Source organism: Aurantiacibacter gangjinensis (assembly GCF_001886695.1).
GTDB classification, from domain to species: Bacteria; Pseudomonadota; Alphaproteobacteria; order Sphingomonadales; family Sphingomonadaceae; genus Alteraurantiacibacter; species Alteraurantiacibacter gangjinensis.
Genome location: NZ_CP018097.1, coordinates 221052 through 236696 on the forward strand (window position 1 = coordinate 221052; position 15645 = coordinate 236696).

At 63.2% G+C, this 15645-nt stretch carries 17 protein-coding genes; 6 read left to right on the forward strand and 11 right to left on the reverse strand.

The window, feature by feature from the left end; all coding sequences use genetic code 11:
* Positions 1-15: 15 nt before the first annotated feature.
* Both BMF35_RS01080 and BMF35_RS01085 read right to left on the reverse strand, forming a co-directional pair.
* Positions 16-867, reverse strand: a complete 852-nt coding sequence (locus BMF35_RS01080) for an arginyltransferase (RefSeq protein ID WP_047006621.1) — start codon at positions 865-867, stop codon at positions 16-18.
* 233 nt (positions 868-1100) lie between these two features.
* The gene (locus BMF35_RS01085; protein ID WP_047006327.1) at positions 1101-2327 is read right to left on the reverse strand and encodes a threonine ammonia-lyase; all 1227 of its coding nucleotides are present in this window, start codon (positions 2325-2327) and stop codon (positions 1101-1103) included.
* Between the two features lie 101 nt (positions 2328-2428).
* Here BMF35_RS01085 and BMF35_RS01090 point away from each other — a divergent pair, with 101 nt between their 5' ends.
* From BMF35_RS01090 to BMF35_RS01100, 3 genes are all read left to right on the forward strand, one after another.
* Positions 2429-3316: an NAD(P)-dependent oxidoreductase gene (locus tag BMF35_RS01090; RefSeq protein ID WP_047006328.1), complete on the forward strand. Its 888-nt coding sequence runs from the start codon at positions 2429-2431 to the stop codon at positions 3314-3316.
* Positions 3316-4983: an amidohydrolase gene (locus BMF35_RS01095; RefSeq protein ID WP_047006329.1), complete on the forward strand. Its 1668-nt coding sequence runs from the start codon at positions 3316-3318 to the stop codon at positions 4981-4983. Before BMF35_RS01090 ends, BMF35_RS01095 begins: the two co-directional genes overlap by 1 nt.
* A gap of 104 nt (positions 4984-5087) precedes the next feature.
* On the forward strand, positions 5088-5327 hold the full coding sequence (locus tag BMF35_RS01100) for a hypothetical protein (protein WP_156172071.1): 240 nt from the start codon (positions 5088-5090) through the stop codon (positions 5325-5327).
* Between the two features lie 111 nt (positions 5328-5438).
* On the opposite strand, the gene tatC is transcribed toward BMF35_RS01100, so the two are convergent.
* The 9 genes from tatC to BMF35_RS01145 all read right to left on the reverse strand — a co-directional run bounded on the left by tatC (position 5439) and on the right by BMF35_RS01145 (position 13162).
* Positions 5439-6287 (reverse strand): twin-arginine translocase subunit TatC, encoded by an 849-nt coding sequence (tatC, locus tag BMF35_RS01105; RefSeq protein WP_047006331.1) that lies wholly within the window; start codon positions 6285-6287, stop codon positions 5439-5441.
* A gap of 4 nt (positions 6288-6291) precedes the next feature.
* Positions 6292-6843 (reverse strand): Sec-independent protein translocase protein TatB, encoded by a 552-nt coding sequence (gene tatB / locus BMF35_RS13325; RefSeq protein ID WP_082115610.1) that lies wholly within the window; start codon positions 6841-6843, stop codon positions 6292-6294.
* A 23-nt stretch (positions 6844-6866) separates the two neighbouring features.
* Positions 6867-7118 (reverse strand): twin-arginine translocase TatA/TatE family subunit, encoded by a 252-nt coding sequence (tatA, locus tag BMF35_RS01115; protein WP_047006332.1) that lies wholly within the window; start codon positions 7116-7118, stop codon positions 6867-6869.
* Positions 7119-7153: 35 nt separating this feature from the next.
* On the reverse strand, positions 7154-7879 hold the full coding sequence (gene scpB, locus BMF35_RS01120; protein WP_082115611.1) for an SMC-Scp complex subunit ScpB: 726 nt from the start codon (positions 7877-7879) through the stop codon (positions 7154-7156).
* The gene (locus BMF35_RS01125; protein ID WP_082115612.1) at positions 7872-8729 is read right to left on the reverse strand and encodes a segregation and condensation protein A; all 858 of its coding nucleotides are present in this window, start codon (positions 8727-8729) and stop codon (positions 7872-7874) included. Before BMF35_RS01125 ends, scpB begins: the two co-directional genes overlap by 8 nt.
* On the reverse strand, positions 8726-9745 hold the full coding sequence (gene nagZ, locus BMF35_RS01130) for a beta-N-acetylhexosaminidase (RefSeq protein ID WP_047006333.1): 1020 nt from the start codon (positions 9743-9745) through the stop codon (positions 8726-8728). The genes BMF35_RS01125 and nagZ overlap by 4 nt, the downstream gene beginning before the upstream one ends.
* Positions 9746-9863: 118 nt before the next feature.
* Positions 9864-10571 carry an SPOR domain-containing protein gene (locus BMF35_RS01135; protein WP_047006334.1) on the reverse strand — a complete coding sequence of 236 codons (708 nt, stop codon included), beginning with the start codon at positions 10569-10571 and terminating at the stop codon, positions 9864-9866.
* 2 nt (positions 10572-10573) lie between these two features.
* Positions 10574-12319, reverse strand: coding sequence for an arginine--tRNA ligase (gene argS / locus BMF35_RS01140; RefSeq protein WP_047006335.1), 1746 nt, complete (start codon positions 12317-12319; stop codon positions 10574-10576).
* Positions 12320-12514: 195 nt separating this feature from the next.
* The gene (locus BMF35_RS01145; RefSeq protein WP_047006336.1) at positions 12515-13162 is read right to left on the reverse strand and encodes a hypothetical protein; all 648 of its coding nucleotides are present in this window, start codon (positions 13160-13162) and stop codon (positions 12515-12517) included.
* A gap of 77 nt (positions 13163-13239) precedes the next feature.
* Here BMF35_RS01145 and ispH point away from each other — a divergent pair, with 77 nt between their 5' ends.
* Genes ispH through rnhA form a run of 3 tightly spaced genes read left to right on the forward strand, consistent with a single transcriptional unit; the run spans position 13240 to position 15636 of the window.
* On the forward strand, positions 13240-14214 hold the full coding sequence (gene ispH, locus BMF35_RS01150; protein WP_047006337.1) for a 4-hydroxy-3-methylbut-2-enyl diphosphate reductase: 975 nt from the start codon (positions 13240-13242) through the stop codon (positions 14212-14214).
* A gap of 13 nt (positions 14215-14227) precedes the next feature.
* On the forward strand, positions 14228-15199 hold the full coding sequence (thrB, locus tag BMF35_RS01155) for a homoserine kinase (protein WP_047006338.1): 972 nt from the start codon (positions 14228-14230) through the stop codon (positions 15197-15199).
* Entirely contained in the window at positions 15196-15636 is a 441-nt protein-coding gene (gene rnhA / locus BMF35_RS01160; protein ID WP_047006339.1) for a ribonuclease HI, read from the forward strand. The genes thrB and rnhA overlap by 4 nt, the downstream gene beginning before the upstream one ends.
* Positions 15637-15645: the final 9 nt, after the last annotated feature.

Below are 15645 nucleotides of genomic sequence, written 5' to 3' on the forward strand. Positions count from 1 at the left end.
TAATGGACGCTGATCTCAGGCGAGCTTGAATTCGGCCTGCGTGCTGGGCGCGTTATCCTTGGTGCAACCGTCGGTGGCAGGTCCGCGCAGGCCAGCACCCGAAGCAGCGCTTTCGATAAGCGCGCGCTGCTCCGCATCGCCGAGCCGGCGCCAGCCTTCGGAGCTGAGCACTTCAAGGGGGCGGAAGCGGACCTTGTATCGCATACGGTCCGATCCCTCGACCCAGTATCCGAGATACACGTAAGGGAGCCCGGCCTCGGACGCGCGGCGGATGTGGTCAAGAATGACAAAATTTCCAAGCCCGTTGCGATCCTCGATTTCCGGGTCATAGAAGCTGTAAATCATCGACAATCCGTCGGCCTGCCTGTCTGTCAGACACGCGGCCACCAACCGTCCAGCCCCTCCATCGGGCATTTGCTCCCTATATTCAATCACAAAGCTGGATACGCTCGTATGCTCGACCATGTCGGCGTAGTCCACTTCGTCCATGGCAGCCATGCCGCCGCCAGGGTGACGATGTTCGAGGTATTTTTGCAAGAGCACGAATTGCTCGGCCGTGGCCCAGGGGCGACACTCCGTGACGATCAGGTCCGCATTACGGTTGATCACGCGGCGTTGCGCCTTGCTGGGTGCGAAATCATGCGCCGCCACGCGCACCGATACGCAGGCCTTGCAGCCTTCGCAGCTGGGGCGATAGGCGACGGTCTGGCTGCGACGAAAGCCGATGCGACCCAGCGCGTCGTTCAATTGTTCGGAATGCGGTCCCTTCAGTTCGGTGAAGACCTTCCGCTCCGTCTTGCCCGGCAAATAGGGGCACGGCGCGGGGCTCGTCACGAAAAAGCGCGGGAAGCGAACCGGGGCAGTCACGTTGCGGGCCATTCCTTTGCGTTGTCGTTTTGCATTTTGGCGTCTGACGAGATGCGCGAGACAACTTCTCCCGCATCGATACCCACGCTTGAATCACGCGGAGTCGCTCTTGTGAATCATGTTAACCATGAAAATCGCATTTTGCGGAGAAAATTTCCACAGGCTGGCGAGTTGCACCGACGGACGGCCCGTAACAGGCCAGTTTCGCTGGGAAGCGCAAAACGCTTCGCGCGTTAATTCAATTCCACGTGGCTTACCTGATAGCCCTTGCTTTGCAGTCCGGCGATCAGCGCATCGAGCTGCGCCCGGTCGCGCGCCTCGCATTCGATATCGGTGATCAGTCCCTTGGCAGGCAGACTGGTGAAAATGCGCTGGTGATAGATCTCGATAATGTTGACGTTGTGCCGGTCGAATTCGCGCATCACCTTGAACAGCGCGCCGGGGCGATCCTGCAAGGTGATGCGCAGCCGCGCCAGCCTACCGGCGCGGGCGAGATCGCGCAGCAGCACATTGGCGAGCAGGCGCGTATCGATATTCCCGCCGCACAGCACCAGGCCCACGCGCCTGCCCGCAAAGCGTTCGCGGTGCGCCATCACGGCGGCGAGGCCCGCCGCGCCCGCGCCTTCCACCACGGTCTTCTCGATCTGCAACAACAGGCTCACCGCTTCTTCCAGATGCGGCTCGTCCACTAGCAGTATATCGTCCACCACCCGGTCGATGATGGCCTGCGTAAAGCGGCCCGGCTCTTTTACGGCGATTCCTTCCGCCAGCGTATCGCCGCCGAAGGGCAGGTCGCTGCCCGACCATGCGTTATAGCTGCTGGGGAAGAGCCGCGCCTCGGCACCGATCACCTCGACGGGCCGATCCTGCGCCTTGGCCACTGTGCCCATGCCGCTGATCAGGCCGCCGCCGCCGATGGGCACGACGATGCTGTCCAGCTGCGGCGCGTCGGCAAACAGTTCCAACGCCACCGTGCCCTGCCCCGCCGCGACATGCGGATCGTCGAACGGGTGGACGAAGGTGAGGCCCAGCTCCTTTTCCAGACTGCGCGCGTGTGCGCTGGCATCGTCGAACGTCTCGCCTTCCAGCACCACGTTGCCGCCGACAGCTTCGGTCTGCATGACTTTGACCGTCGGCGTGGTGCGCGGCATCACGATCGTGACGGGCACGCCCAGCCGCTTGCCGTGATAGGACAGCCCTTGAGAGTGATTGCCCGCCGAGGCGGCGATCACGCCGCGCTGACGCTGCTCTTCTGTCAATTGTAGCAGGGCGTTGAGCGCGCCGCGCTCCTTGTAAGCGGCAGTGAATTGCAGGTTCTCGAATTTGAGCCAGATCTCCGCGCCGAGAATGGCAGACAGCGTTTTGGAATGCATGGTGGGCGTGTGCACGACAGCGCCTTCGATCCGCTTCGCAGCGGCGCGCACATCGTCCAGCGAGAGAGTGGCCATGGTATAGTTCATGATATGACCGGCCTACCCCACAGGCCCGCAATGGCAACCATCGGGATACTTCGCGCGAACAAAGATTGCCTTGAACCGCATGATTGGGCATCGCTAGCGACATGAGTACAATCGCTTTTCTCGGCCTTGGCGTGATGGGCGCGCCGATGGCGGGCCACCTTGCCCGCTCAGGCCACCGCGTCACCGGATACAACCGCACCACGAGCCGCGCCGAAAGTTGGCTCGATACCTATAAAGCGGAAGGTCTGGATGTCGCCATCGCCGACACACCTGCAGAAGCGGCGAAAGATTGCGACGCCGTGCTCGCCTGCCTCGGCAATGATGACGATGTGGCGAGCGTGGTTCTGGGCGACGATGGCGTGCTGGCGACCATGGGCGAAGGCGCGCTGTTCGTCGATCACACCACCGTGTCTCCAGCGTTGGCCAAACGGCTGGCAGAGGCGGCGGATGCGCGCGGGCTGCACTGCGTCGATGCGCCGGTATCGGGCGGGCAGGCAGGCGCAGAGAACGGCAAGCTCGCCATTATGTGCGGCGGCAGCCTGAAAGCCATGACATTGGCAGAGCCGGTGATGCAGGCATACGCTGCGCGCATCGTGCATGTCGGCGATGCTGGTGCGGGCCAGGCATGCAAGGCCGTGAACCAGGTGTGCATTGCGGGCGTGCTGGCAGGCCTTTCCGAAGGTGTGCGGCTGGCGCAGGCCACCGGCGTCGATACTGCCAAGGTGCTGGACGCCATCAGCGGCGGCGCAGCGCAAAGCTGGCAGATGGAAAACCGCTGGCCGACCATGGTGGAAGGTGATTTCGATTTCGGCTTCGCGATAGACTGGATGCGGAAAGACCTCGCCATCGCATTGGGCGAAGCGAAGGCTGCTGGCCTGTCGCTGCCCGTTACTGCACTGGTCGACCAGTTCTACGCACAAGTGCAAAACAATGGCGGCGCGCGGCAGGATACCAGTGCGCTTATCCGCCACCTTCCGGAGGTACAGTGATGACCATCCGCTGGACGCTGCCAATCGCAGCCGCCCTTTGCCTGCCCGCGCCTGCGCTGGCCGATACGCATATCGACAATATCGACGGCATTTCCATTGACCGAGATGGCACTGTGGATCGCTTCACCGGCATGGTGGTGGACGAGGACGGCCGCATTTCCGAACTGCTCGATTTCGGCGACCGCCCCACCCGCGATATCGACTATTACGTCGATGGCGAGGGCGGCGTCGTGGTGCCCGGGTTCGTGGATGGCCATTTGCACGTGATGGGCATCGGCCTCGGCACGCTGGTGCTGGATTTATCGACCACCCGCTCGCTTAACGAAGCGCTCTCGCGCATCGAAGCCTATGCCGCCGCCTATCCCGACCGTCCGTGGATCATCGGGCGGGGCTGGAACCAGGAAGTGTGGGGCATGGACCGCTTCCCCACAGCCGCAGAACTCGATGCCGTGGTGCCTGACCGGCCTGTCTGGCTGGAACGGGTTGATGGCCATGCCGGCTGGGGCAATACGCTTGCCTTGCGCGCCGGCAATGTCACCGCGCAAAGCACCGATCCCACCGGCGGGCGGATCGAGCGGCTTCCCGGCTCGCGCGCGCCAGCAGGCGTGCTGGTGGATGCCGCCATGCCGATGGTCGCAGGCCAGATCCCGCCGCCGCTGCCCGAAGACCGTGACTTGGCACTGCATAACGCCCAGCAATTGCTGCTGAGCCACGGCATCACGGCCGTCGCCGATATGGGTTCAACCATCGAAGACTGGATGACCTTCCGCCGCGCGGGCGATGCCGGGCGTCTGCAAATGCGTATCATGTCCTATGCGGACAGTGTCGATACGATGCTGCTGATCGGCGGACCTGCACCCACGCAGTGGCTCTACGAAGATCGCCTGCGGCTGAATGGCGTGAAGCTCTATCTCGATGGTGCTTTGGGTTCGCGCGGAGCCTTGCTCAACGAGGATTACGAGGACGACCACGGCAATCGCGGCCTTCCCCTGCTTTCCGGCACGCAGCTGCGCAATTTGATAAGCCGTGCCGCGCTCGACAATTTCCAGGTCGCCGTCCACGCCATCGGCGATGCCGCCAACCGCGATGCGCTGAGCGCTATCGAGCAATTGTCGGAAGACTATACCGGCGACCGCCGCTGGCGGATCGAACACGCGCAGATCGTCGATCCGGCCGACCTGCCGCGGTTCGGACAAAGCGGCATCATCGCGTCTATGCAGCCTGTCCACCAGACGAGCGACATGTTCATGGCCGAAGCGCGGTTGGGGTCGGACCGGCTGGGCGGCGCCTATGCCTGGCGTTCCATACTCGATGCTGGCGGGTCGCTGGCTTTCGGCACCGATGCGCCGGTGGAGCCGGTGAGCGCGCTGGCGGGCCTTGCCGTCTCGATCAGCCGCGAAAACGCCGATGGCGTGCCCGAAGGCGGCTGGCGTCCCCAAGAGGTGATTACCCGCGAACAGGCGCTCGCCGCCTACACGGCGGGTGCGGCCTATGCCGGGTTTGCGGAAGGCCGTTTCGGTCGCCTTGCCGAGGGCGAACGGGCCGATTTCGTGATGCTGAGCGCCGATCCGCTCGTCTCCGATGCGCAAGCTATTCGGAACATTCAGGTTCTTCAAACGTGGATTGCCGGACGGCGCGTTTACGATTTGGATACGCCGCAGAACTAAAGCGCCGCCAAGATTTTTATTATAAGGCCACATTGTGTCTCGCCATTCGTCGATGAATCGGCTAGGGCGAGGACAAAGGTGGGATAACAAGGGTATATATGACCATGAGCAAGAAGCTTTTCACTGCTGTCGCAGCATCCGCCGCGCTGATCGCTACGCCGGTCGTAGCGCAGGGCGTTGCAGCAGACCGCGCAGCAGCTTTCGCAAACCAGTTCGAAGCGCAGGATGACGATGATGACGGCAACAGTGCCGGCCTGCTGTTCGGCGTTCTCGCCGGCGCACTGATCATCACCGGCATTGTCATCGCGCTGGGTGACGATGATGAAGCACCGATGAGCCCGTAGGCTCTAGCGAAATATCGAATATGAGACGGGGCCCGCGCGGCCCCGTTTTTTTTGGCTTGAACGGATGCTGCTTTGACCAAGACAGGCAATGCGGCACCAAGCCTGTGAGGATTAGGCGTCCTTGCCGACCGTTGCGGCCGCGCCTTTGTCGTCGCCAGCACTCTCGCCCGCGTCCTCGGCGTCGGCCTCGCCTGCCGCTTCGGCAGCGCGGCGCTTTTCAGAGAATTTCATCAGTATTAGCGATCCCTCGAACAGGAGGATCAGCGGGGCGGCCAGCAATAGCTGCGAGATGACATCGGGCGGCGTGATGATCGCCGCGACGGCAAACACCAGCACAATCACATATTTGCGCGCCGCCACCAGCTGCGCGCGCGTCACCAGCCCGGCCCGGTTGAGCAGCATCAGCAGCACCGGCAGCAGGAAGCTGATGCCGAATGCGAGGATGAAGCGCATCACAAGGTCGAGATACTCGCCCATAGCCGGCAATGCCTGCGCATCGAGCCCGCCCGAACTTCCCTGAAAGGCGAGGAAGAACTCGAACGCCAGAGGCATGACGACGAAATAGGCGAGCGAACCGCCTGCCGTGAACAGCACCGGTGTTGCCAGCAAAAACGGCAGGAATGCGCGCTTTTCCTTCGCATACAGCCCGGGCGCGATGAACTGCCAGAGCTGGTTGGCGATGATCGGGAACGCGATGAAGAAGGCCGCGAACAGCGCCACCTTGATCTCGACGAAGAACGCTTCGTAGAGGGCGGTATAGATCAGCTGCCCCTCGCCCTCCGGGAAGGCGCGCGTCAGCGGCAGCACGAGCCAGCCGAAGATGACGTCGGCAAAATAGAAGCACACGCCGAAAGCCACCATCAGCGCCAGCACGGCCTTCACCAGTCGTCCGCGCAATTCGATCAGGTGGTCGAGCAGCGGGGCCTGCGTGTCGTCGAGATCGGAGATTTTCAGCGCCACGCGATCAGTCCCCGCGCTTCGCCGGCGCGCTGTCGCCAAACAGGTCGGGCTCGTCATCGGGCGCAGCCTGTTCGACCGGCACCGGCTCGGCGGCCGCCGGTTTCGCACTCACGGGATCGGGATCGATGGGCTCCACGGCCACAGGCTTGGGCACGGCAGCTTCGGCCTTTACGCCAGCGCCTTCGTTCTCGACAGCGACAGTTTCGGCGGCGAGACGCTCTTTCTCGGCAATAGCGTTCTTTTCCGCCACGATCCGCTCGTGCTCGGCCCGCTTGTCGGGCGGCATCATGTCGGCTGGCGTCATTTCACGGACTTCGGCGTCGGGATTTTCGCGCATGATCTTTTCGTTCTGCGCTTTCCACTTCTTCTCCATGTCGTCCATTTCCGCCTCGCGCACGATGTTGTCGAGGCCGGCGCGGAACTGGCCGGACATGCGCCGCACCTTGCCGATCCAGCGCCCCGCCGTGCGGAAGGCGAGCGGCATGTCTTTCGGGCCAATCACAAGGATCGCCACAATTGCGATAAGCAGGAGTTCGGTCGCGCCGATATCGAACATGGGCCGCGCCCGTCAGGTGTGGATCAGGAAGCGGTCTTGTCGCTCGCGGGTTGCTCGACCGTTTCACCGGCGGGCTTGGCATCGTGCGCAGGGCCTTCGATGCGTGCGTCGGGCGTGCTGCTCTCCTGAGAGGCGCGCTGTTCCTCGCTCATACCCTTCTTGAAGCTGCTGATTCCCTTGCCGAAATCGCCCATCATTTCCGAAATGCGGCCGCGCCCGAATAGGACGAGCACAACGATGGCGATAATCAGGATCTGCCAGATACCGGGCTGCATGAGAATTTCCTCGAAATCAGTGTTTGCGCGGCAGTTTACGCGCTTTCGTCGGGCTTTGCCAGCGTCTCGACAGTCTCTTGTGCCGCAATCGGAGCGTTTTCGCCATGGTCCATATGGGACATGCCCTCGCCGCTTTCATCCCCGGTCTCCGTTTCAGCGCTGTAAGATGCGGCTTCCAACGTGTCATCCGACCTTGTCGTCATCAGATCTTCATAGGCATCCTCGACCGGATCGAGCAGGCCGGAGGCTTTCAGTTCGGCAAGGCCCGGCAAGTCCTTACGGCTTTCCAGCCCGAAATGGGTAAGGAACTCGGGCGTCGTCGCGTAAATCACCGGACGTCCGGGCACTTCGCGCCGTCCGGCGATGCGCACCCAGCCCGCTTCCATCAGCACATCCAGCGTGCCGCCCGATGTCTGCACGCCGCGGATCGCCTCGATCTCCGCGCGGCTGACCGGCTCGTGATAGGCGACGATGGCCAGAACTTCGGTCGCAGCGCGGCTGAGGCGCTTCAGCTGGTCTTTCTCGCGGCGCAGCAAGTGCGCCAGATCAGGCGCAGTCTGGAATTGCCAGCGCTTGCCGCGCTCCACGAGATGGACTCCGCGCTTGTCGTAATCGGCCACAAGCTGGCCCAACGCGGTCCTGATATCGCCCGCATCCGCATTACCCAGATGCGCCGCGATCTGTTCGCGGGTCATGGGCTCTTCGGCGGCAAACAGGCACGCTTCCACAGCGCGCACGAGTTCGTCGGGCGCGTCAGCCATCTACCCTCGCCTCCTTCAGCCGCCGCAGGTGCAACGGACCGAAAGTCTCTTCCTGCCGGAGCTCCGCCGTGCCGCGCTTTGCCAGCTCCAGCGCCGCGACGAAGCTGCTTGCCAGCGCGCTGCGCTTCAAACGCGGTTCGGCGTTGGCGGGAAGGAAGGTGCGAAGCTCCATCCAGTCGAGCGACACGCCCAGCATGGCCGAAACGCGGTCGATCGCGGATTCAAGGGTCATCACGGGCCGCTCGGCCACCATATGCACCACCGGCTCGGTGCGCAGCTTCACCTGGCCATAGGCATGGACGAGGCTGAACCAGTCGCATTGCCAATGATTCTTTTTAAGGATGCGAAGCCCCTCGGGTGCCCCGCGCGCAAACACGTCGCGGCCCAGCCTGTCGCGACCCATCAGCCGCGCGCCCGCTTCGCGCATCGCGCCAAGGCGTTGCAAACGCAGCTGCAATTTCAGCGCCAGCTCTTCTGGACTGGGGTCTTCCTGCTCTTCCTTTGGCAGCAGCATTCCCGATTTGAGATAGGCCAGCCACGCCGCCATCACCAGGTAATCGGCAGCGATCTCCAGCTTCAGCGCCTCGACCCGCTCGATATAGGCGATATATTGGTCCACCAGCGCGAGGATGGAAATGGATTTGAGATCCACCTTCTGGCGCCGGGCAAGGTCCAGCAGCAGATCCAGCGGCCCTTCCCAGTTTTCGAGTTCGAGGTAGAGCGCGTTCTCATCGACCGTGCCGGGGGCGGCAATGCCTTGCCATTCGTCCTGCTCCGCCGTCCCGCCGGCGGTGTCCACCGGAGTCAGCAGGTCGTCGCCGCTCTCGATCAGGTGGCCCTCATCGGTCATGCCGCCTCTCCCACCAGTGCCAGCAGGCTGTCGCGCTGTGCGAGAATTTCGGCGCGCGGCGTCTCGTCGCTTATCGTGCCCGCGCCCTTCATTGCGCTGTCGAGCCGCATGCGCGTTTCATCGGTGATGGCAGGCAGGACGTTCACCGTGCCGATCATGTCATCCATCTTGCCCCAGCAATTCAGCACCAGGTCGCAGCCGGCCGCGATGGCCTTTTCGCTACGCTCCGGAATGGTGCCGCCCAGGGCCTGCATGTCGATATCGTCGGTCAGCAGCAGGCCCGAAAAACCGATGCGCTGGCGGATAATCTTGTCGATCACGAATTCGCTTTGCGTCGCCGGATGGTCCGCATCCCATGCGGTGAAGCGGATATGCGCGGTCATCGCCATGGGTACATCCGCCAGCTTGGCGAAGGGCGCGATGTCGTGCTCCAGTTCCTCGGCGCTGGCGGTGACGGTGGGCAGGTCCTTGTGGCTATCCACCAGTGCGCGGCCATGGCCCGGCATATGCTTGATGCAGCCGACGACGCCATGGCGCGAAAGCCCGTCCAGCACTGCGCGGCCTAGTGCCGCCACCTGCATCGGGTCGGTGCCCAGAGCGCGGTCGCCGATCACGTCATGCGCGCCCTCCTGCGGCATATCGAGAAGCGGGGTGTAATCGACCGTGATGCCGACTTCGGCGAGGTCCATGGCTAGCAGCTGCGCGTTGGCGCGGACCGCCTGTATCGCACTGGCAGGCGCAATATCGTACAGTGCGGCGAAAGCGCTGCCCGCAGGATAGGCCTCCCATTCGGGCGGCTTCATGCGCGCCACGCGCCCGCCTTCCTGGTCGATACTGATGAGCAGGTCGTCGCGCCCGTGCAGATCGCGCAGGGAGTCGGTCAGCGCGCGCAGCTGCTCGCGGGTTTCGATATTGCGGCCGAACAGGATGTAGCCCGCCGGGTCTGCCTCTTTAAAAAAAGCGCGTTCATCGTCGGTCAGCGTAAGGCCGGAAAGGCTGAGAATTGCGGGCGTCATCGGACCATGATGGGTCGCATGGAAGGCGTATGCCGGGCAAGCGCGCTTTGCGAGCAAATCGGGGAAAAATACGCTGTTCTACAGCCGATAGGCCGACAAACAGGTGTTCCGCAGGCAATCAGCGGATATAGCAATCCCCGCCCGCATTACGGATGGACCGGCACGCTGCATCGCCCGCCGCGCGGTCTGCGGCAATCACTTGCAGGCGATAGACGGTCGCCCCGTTCACCTCGGCTTCCACGATACGGTGGCGCATGCCGGAAATGCCGGAATAGCGGTTGCTGGCATTCTGCCAGCCCGCTTGCGCATCCGCCCGGCTGGTGAAGGCACCGATCTGCACATAGACAGCATTTGCGCCGGCAGTTTCTGCGGCCTCGGGCTCGCCAGCGTCATCGTCTTCGCCCTGGTCGCGGTCGATACTCGGCTGGGGCGCATCGGAACCATCATCGGACAGGCGCCCGCGCTGGCTTTCGCCCTCGGCGACCTGATAGGCGGTGTCGCCCGTGCCTTCGACCTCGCGGCCGCCGGGATCGTCGGGGCGCTGCTTGTAGGGCCCATCGGGTGCGGCAATCGTGCTGCCGGTTTCGGCCAGCTCGGGATCGCCGTTATCGCGGGTGAGATACCAGGCGGCAAACAGCACGCCCGCGATAACCAGCAGGCCGACCAGCGCAAACCAGATCAGGCGCGCATCGAAGCCGCCTTCTTCCTCATACTCGCCATCGTCTTCCAGCCAGGGAAGATCGTCGGCATCGTCATCCAGCGCCAGCTGCTCTTCGGCTTCCAGTGTCTCGTCGGCAGTGTCGTTTTCACCTGCCGGAAATGTCATGCCTAAAGCTCCTCGACCGCCTCGACCCCCAGAATGCCAAGGCCATTGCGGATAACCTGCCCGATTTGGCTGGCGAGGAAAAGTCTCGCCGCCGAAAGCTCGGGACTGTGTGCCACGATGATGCGCTTTTGCGGGTCATCATTGCCGAGGTTCCAGAAGGCGTGGAAGGCGGCGGCAAGATCATAAAGGTAGAAGGCGATGCGATGCGGCTCGCGCGCACGGGCCGCTGCCTCCACCTCGCGGGGGAACTGCGCGGCGGCCTTGATCAGCGTCAGCTCGTCCTCACCAAGCAGACCCAGATTGGCATCGGACGGCGCGATTTTCTCGTCGGCAGCCTTGCGCAGGATCGAGCTGATTCGCGCATGGGCATACTGCACGTAGAAAACAGGATTATCCTTGCTCGCTTCCACCACCTTGGCGAAGTCGAAATCCATCTGCGCTTCAGGCTTGCGGGTCAGCATGGTGAAGCGCACCACGTCCTTGCCCACTTCCTCCACCATGTCGGCGATGGTGACGAAATTGCCCGAGCGTTTGGACATCTTGGCCGGCTCGCCATCGCGCAGCAACTGCACCATTTGCACCAGCTTTACGTCGAACGGGATCGGCTCGCCCTGCCCTTCCGACAAAGCTGCGACCGCTGCCTTGATCCGCTTAACCGTGCCGGCGTGGTCCGCGCCCCAGATGTCGATCAGCGCATCGGCCTTGTCGGCCTTTTGCATGTGATAAGCGAGATCGGCGCCGAAATAGGTCCACTTGCCATCGGACTTGCGGATCGGGCGATCCTGGTCGTCGCCGAATTTGGTCGAGCGGAAGAGCGGTAGCTCCACCGGCTCCCAATCGTCGATGGTCTTGCCCTTGGGCTTTTCCAGCTCGCCATCATAGACCAGATCATGTTCGCGCAGCCACGCTTCGGCGGCTTCGGGCTTGCCCGCCGCCTGCAACTCTGCCTCGGACGCGAAGACATCGTGGCTGATGCCGAGCTTGGCGAGGTCGGAGCGGATCATGTCCATCATCGCGGCAACCGCGCGCTGGCGGAACAGGACGAGCCATTCGCTTTCATCCGCAGCGGCATAGCGGTCGCCATATTCAGCAGCCAACGCCTTGCCGATGGGAACGAGGTAGTGGCCCGGATACATGCCCTCGGGAATGGCACCAATATCCTCGCCCAGCGCCTCGCGATAGCGCAGGTGAACGGAGCGCGCGAGCGTGTCGACCTGGCCGCCCGCGTCGTTGACATAGTATTCGCGCGTCACCTCGTGCCCTGCATGCTCCAGCAGGCTGGCCAGCGCATCGCCCACCACCGCGCCGCGGCAGTGCCCCATATGCATGGGGCCGGTAGGGTTGGCGGAGACATATTCCACGTTGACCCGCACGCCCTCGCCCATGGCTGACTTGCCGTAATCGTCGCCCTTGGCGGCGATAGCGGCTAGCTCGTCCAGCCAGCTCTGCGGGGCAAGGCGCAGGTTGATGAAGCCCGGTCCGGCGATCTCGGCCGAGGTGATCGACGGATCTCGGTCCAGATGCTCGACGATTGTCTCGGCCAGCGCGCGCGGATTGGTCGCGGCGTGCTTGGCCAGCACCATGGCGGCATTGGTGGCGAGGTCGCCATGCGAAGGATCGCGCGGCGGCTCCACGCTCACATTGGCGCGGTTGGTATCCGGCGGCAGCGCGCCTTCCAGCTCCAGCGCGGAAAGCACAGCGTCGATCTTCTCCGCATAGGCGGCATACAGGGTCTTGGTCTGAGACATGGGCGGGCCGTTATAGAAAATTCACCCCCAGCGAAAGGCTGGCGTGCATCCTAGTTTGTGTCGATTTGTGGGCTAGCGCGAGCCGAGAGCGGTGACGGATCGTGACCCGAAGCGCAGCGACCTTTCGGGTCGTGAGCATCGGAAGTGCGATACGGCGCCGTTCGCAGGCCGTGATAGGCCGCAAAGCAACGTGAACTAGCGGGTTGCGTTGTACTGCAGCTGCTCATCCGTCAGCTGAAAGCCGATCAACAGCTCGAAGCTGGCACGCGCGATGGCGGCGCGCACGTCGGGTTCGGTCAGCGGATCGATGGCGGCGGACTGGTCGCCCGCGCGTCGTCGCCGCGTGATGCGTTCGCGAATGTCGGCCGGAATGGTCGCGGCCGCGCGGTCCACATAGGCAGCAGCTGTGCCGCTGCCTTGGGCGCGCGCTTCACCGGCGGCGAAGTTGACGGTGACCGTACCAATCCGCTTGGCAACGACCGACGAACCGCCGCGCATCACGGTGGAATAGTACGGAATCTCGACGGTGCGGGCCGATGTCGTATCCATGCGGCTTGCCAGCACGTCGAACGTGGCGGAGGAATAGACCTGGTCGCCGGTATCGTTGCAGGTGGAGCGGACATTGGTGATTGCCGCCGTCACGTCGATAGCGTCGGCCGTGCGGGACTCGCCGCGAAACAGCGTCACGTCGCCGGTGTAATCGGGCACGCCGACCGCCGGGCAGACCGAGCGCAGCGCCTGGATGCCCACACCCTGCTGCACCACCAGGTCGCCTTCCTTACTGCATCCTGCCAGCAACACGGCACCTGCGAGAACGGCAACACTTGCGATCTGAGACTTCATTCCCAATCCTTGTCCAATAAATGCGATGCCCGCCCTAGCTCTTTCACAGGCGTGCCACAACCGCTAGAGACGCGACTATGAACGCCCCCTTTCAAGCTTCCGACCCTGCCACCGGCAAACTGCCGCTGGCCGTGATGATCGCCGCCCCCCGCGGCTTTTGTGCCGGTGTCGATCGCGCCATCGAGATCGTGGAGAAGGCGATCGAGAAATACGGCGCCCCGGTCTATGTGCGCCACGAGATCGTGCACAATCGCTATGTGGTTGACGGACTGAAGGAAAAAGGGGCGATCTTCGTCGAAGAGCTGGACGAGGTGCCCGACGACATGCCGGTGGTGTTCAGCGCCCACGGTGTGCCCAAATCCGTGCCTGCCGAGGCGCAGCGGCGCGAGATGATCTATGTCGATGCCACCTGCCCGCTGGTCAGCAAGGTGCACCGCCAGGCAGAACGCCAGATCGAGAAGGGGCAGCACATCATCTTCATCGGGCATGAAGGCCATCCCGAAGTGATCGGCACGATGGGCCAGGTGCCTGACGGCCAGATGACGCTGGTGGAGACGGTGGAAGATGTGGCGACCCTGTCCTTTACCGCGCACGACAGCCTCTCTTTCCTGACGCAGACCACGCTCTCGGTCGATGACACGGCGGAAATCGTGCAAGCGCTGCAAATGCGCTATCCGCAGATCGTTGCGCCCAAAGCGGAGGACATCTGCTACGCCACCAGCAACCGGCAGGAAGCGGTCAAGGCGATGGCCCCCAGCTGCGACCTCGTGCTGGTGATCGGCGCGCCCAACTCCTCCAATTCCTTGCGTCTCGTCGAGGTTGCCGAGCGGCTGGGGACCGATGCGAAACTTATCCAGCGCGCATCCGAGCTCGATCCGGCTTGGCTCGAAGGCGTGGGCACGCTTGGCCTTACTGCCGGTGCCAGCGCGCCGGAAATCCTCGTGCGTGAGGTCGTCGCCAAACTGGGCGAGTTCCGCGAGGTGAGCGAAAGCACGGTGAAAACGGCGGACGAAAAAATCATCTTTAAGCTTCCCCGCCAGCTTACGGACTGACCGGCCAACACCTGTGGCCGTCTATACCCAGCTCTCCGCGAACACGCTCGCGCAACTGATTGCGCAATATGATGTGGGGGCGCTGGTCTTCGCCAAGGGTATTGCCGAAGGGATATCCAATTCCAACTGGCTGGTGGAAACGACGGGCCGCGCTGGCAAGAGCGCGCGCTTCATCCTGACCATGTACGAACGGCGCATCGCGCTGGACGACCTGCCCTTCTTCCTCGACCTGCTGGACCATCTCGCCGCGCACGACTGCCCGGTGCCGCGCACCATACACGACCGCGATGGCGCGTCTTACCGGATGCTCGATAGCAAGGCCGTCGCGCTGATCGAATTTCTGCCCGGCATCTCAGTCGATGAGCCCACACCCGCGCAGGCACGCAATGTCGGCGCAGTGCTGGCCCGCATGCACGAGGCCGCGAAGGGCTTCGGTAGCACCCGCGCCAACGATCTCGGCCCCGAGGTCAGCGCGCGTGTGCTGGCCGAGTGCGGCGAGGCGGCCCTCTCGCAGATCAACCCGGCGCTCCCCGCGCTTATCGACCATGCGCAGCGCATTGCAGATGGCTGGCCGATGGGGCTGCCTTCTTCCGTCATCCATTCAGATTTGTTTCCCGACAATGTGCTGATGCTGGACGACGAGGTGAGCGGGCTGATCGACTTCTACTTCGCCTGTACCGACGCGATGGCTTACGACCTTGCCGTGACCCATGCGGCATGGGCCTTCTCCGCCGACGGCGCCCGTTACTACAGCGATGTCGGGTCGGCGCTGGTGGAAGGATATGAGAGCGTGCGCCCGCTCACAGCCGAGGAACGCTCCGCCATGCCTCTCTTGGCGCAAGGCGCATCCATGCGCTTCATCTCCAGCCGGGCGTTCGACTGGCTCGACACGCCGGCAGATGCGATGGTTACGCGCAAGGATCCGATGGATTTCGTCAGGCGACTGGAATTCTATCGCCGACAAGGGCAGACGGCATTCGCATGAAGAAAGTCGACATTTTCACCGACGGTGCCTGCAAGGGCAATCCCGGCCCTGGCGGCTGGGGGGTGTTGCTGCGCATGGGCAAGCACGAAAAAGAATTGTCCGGCGGCGAGACGGACACAACCAATAACCGCATGGAAATGACGGCGGCGATCAAGGCGCTCGGCGCGTTGATCGAGCCGTGCGAGGTCACGCTACATACCGACAGCCGATATCTGATCGACGGCATGACCAAATGGATGGATGGCTGGAAGAAGCGCGGCTGGATCAATGCCAGTAAGAAACCGGTGCGCAATGCGGACTTGTGGCACGACCTGATAGAGGTCGCCGCGCCGCACACCATCCACTGGGAATGGGTGAAAGGCCATTCGGGCCACACAGAAAACGAGCGCGTCGACCGTCTCGCGAGCGATGAGGCCGAGCGCGCCCGCTCAGAATAACAAAGCCGG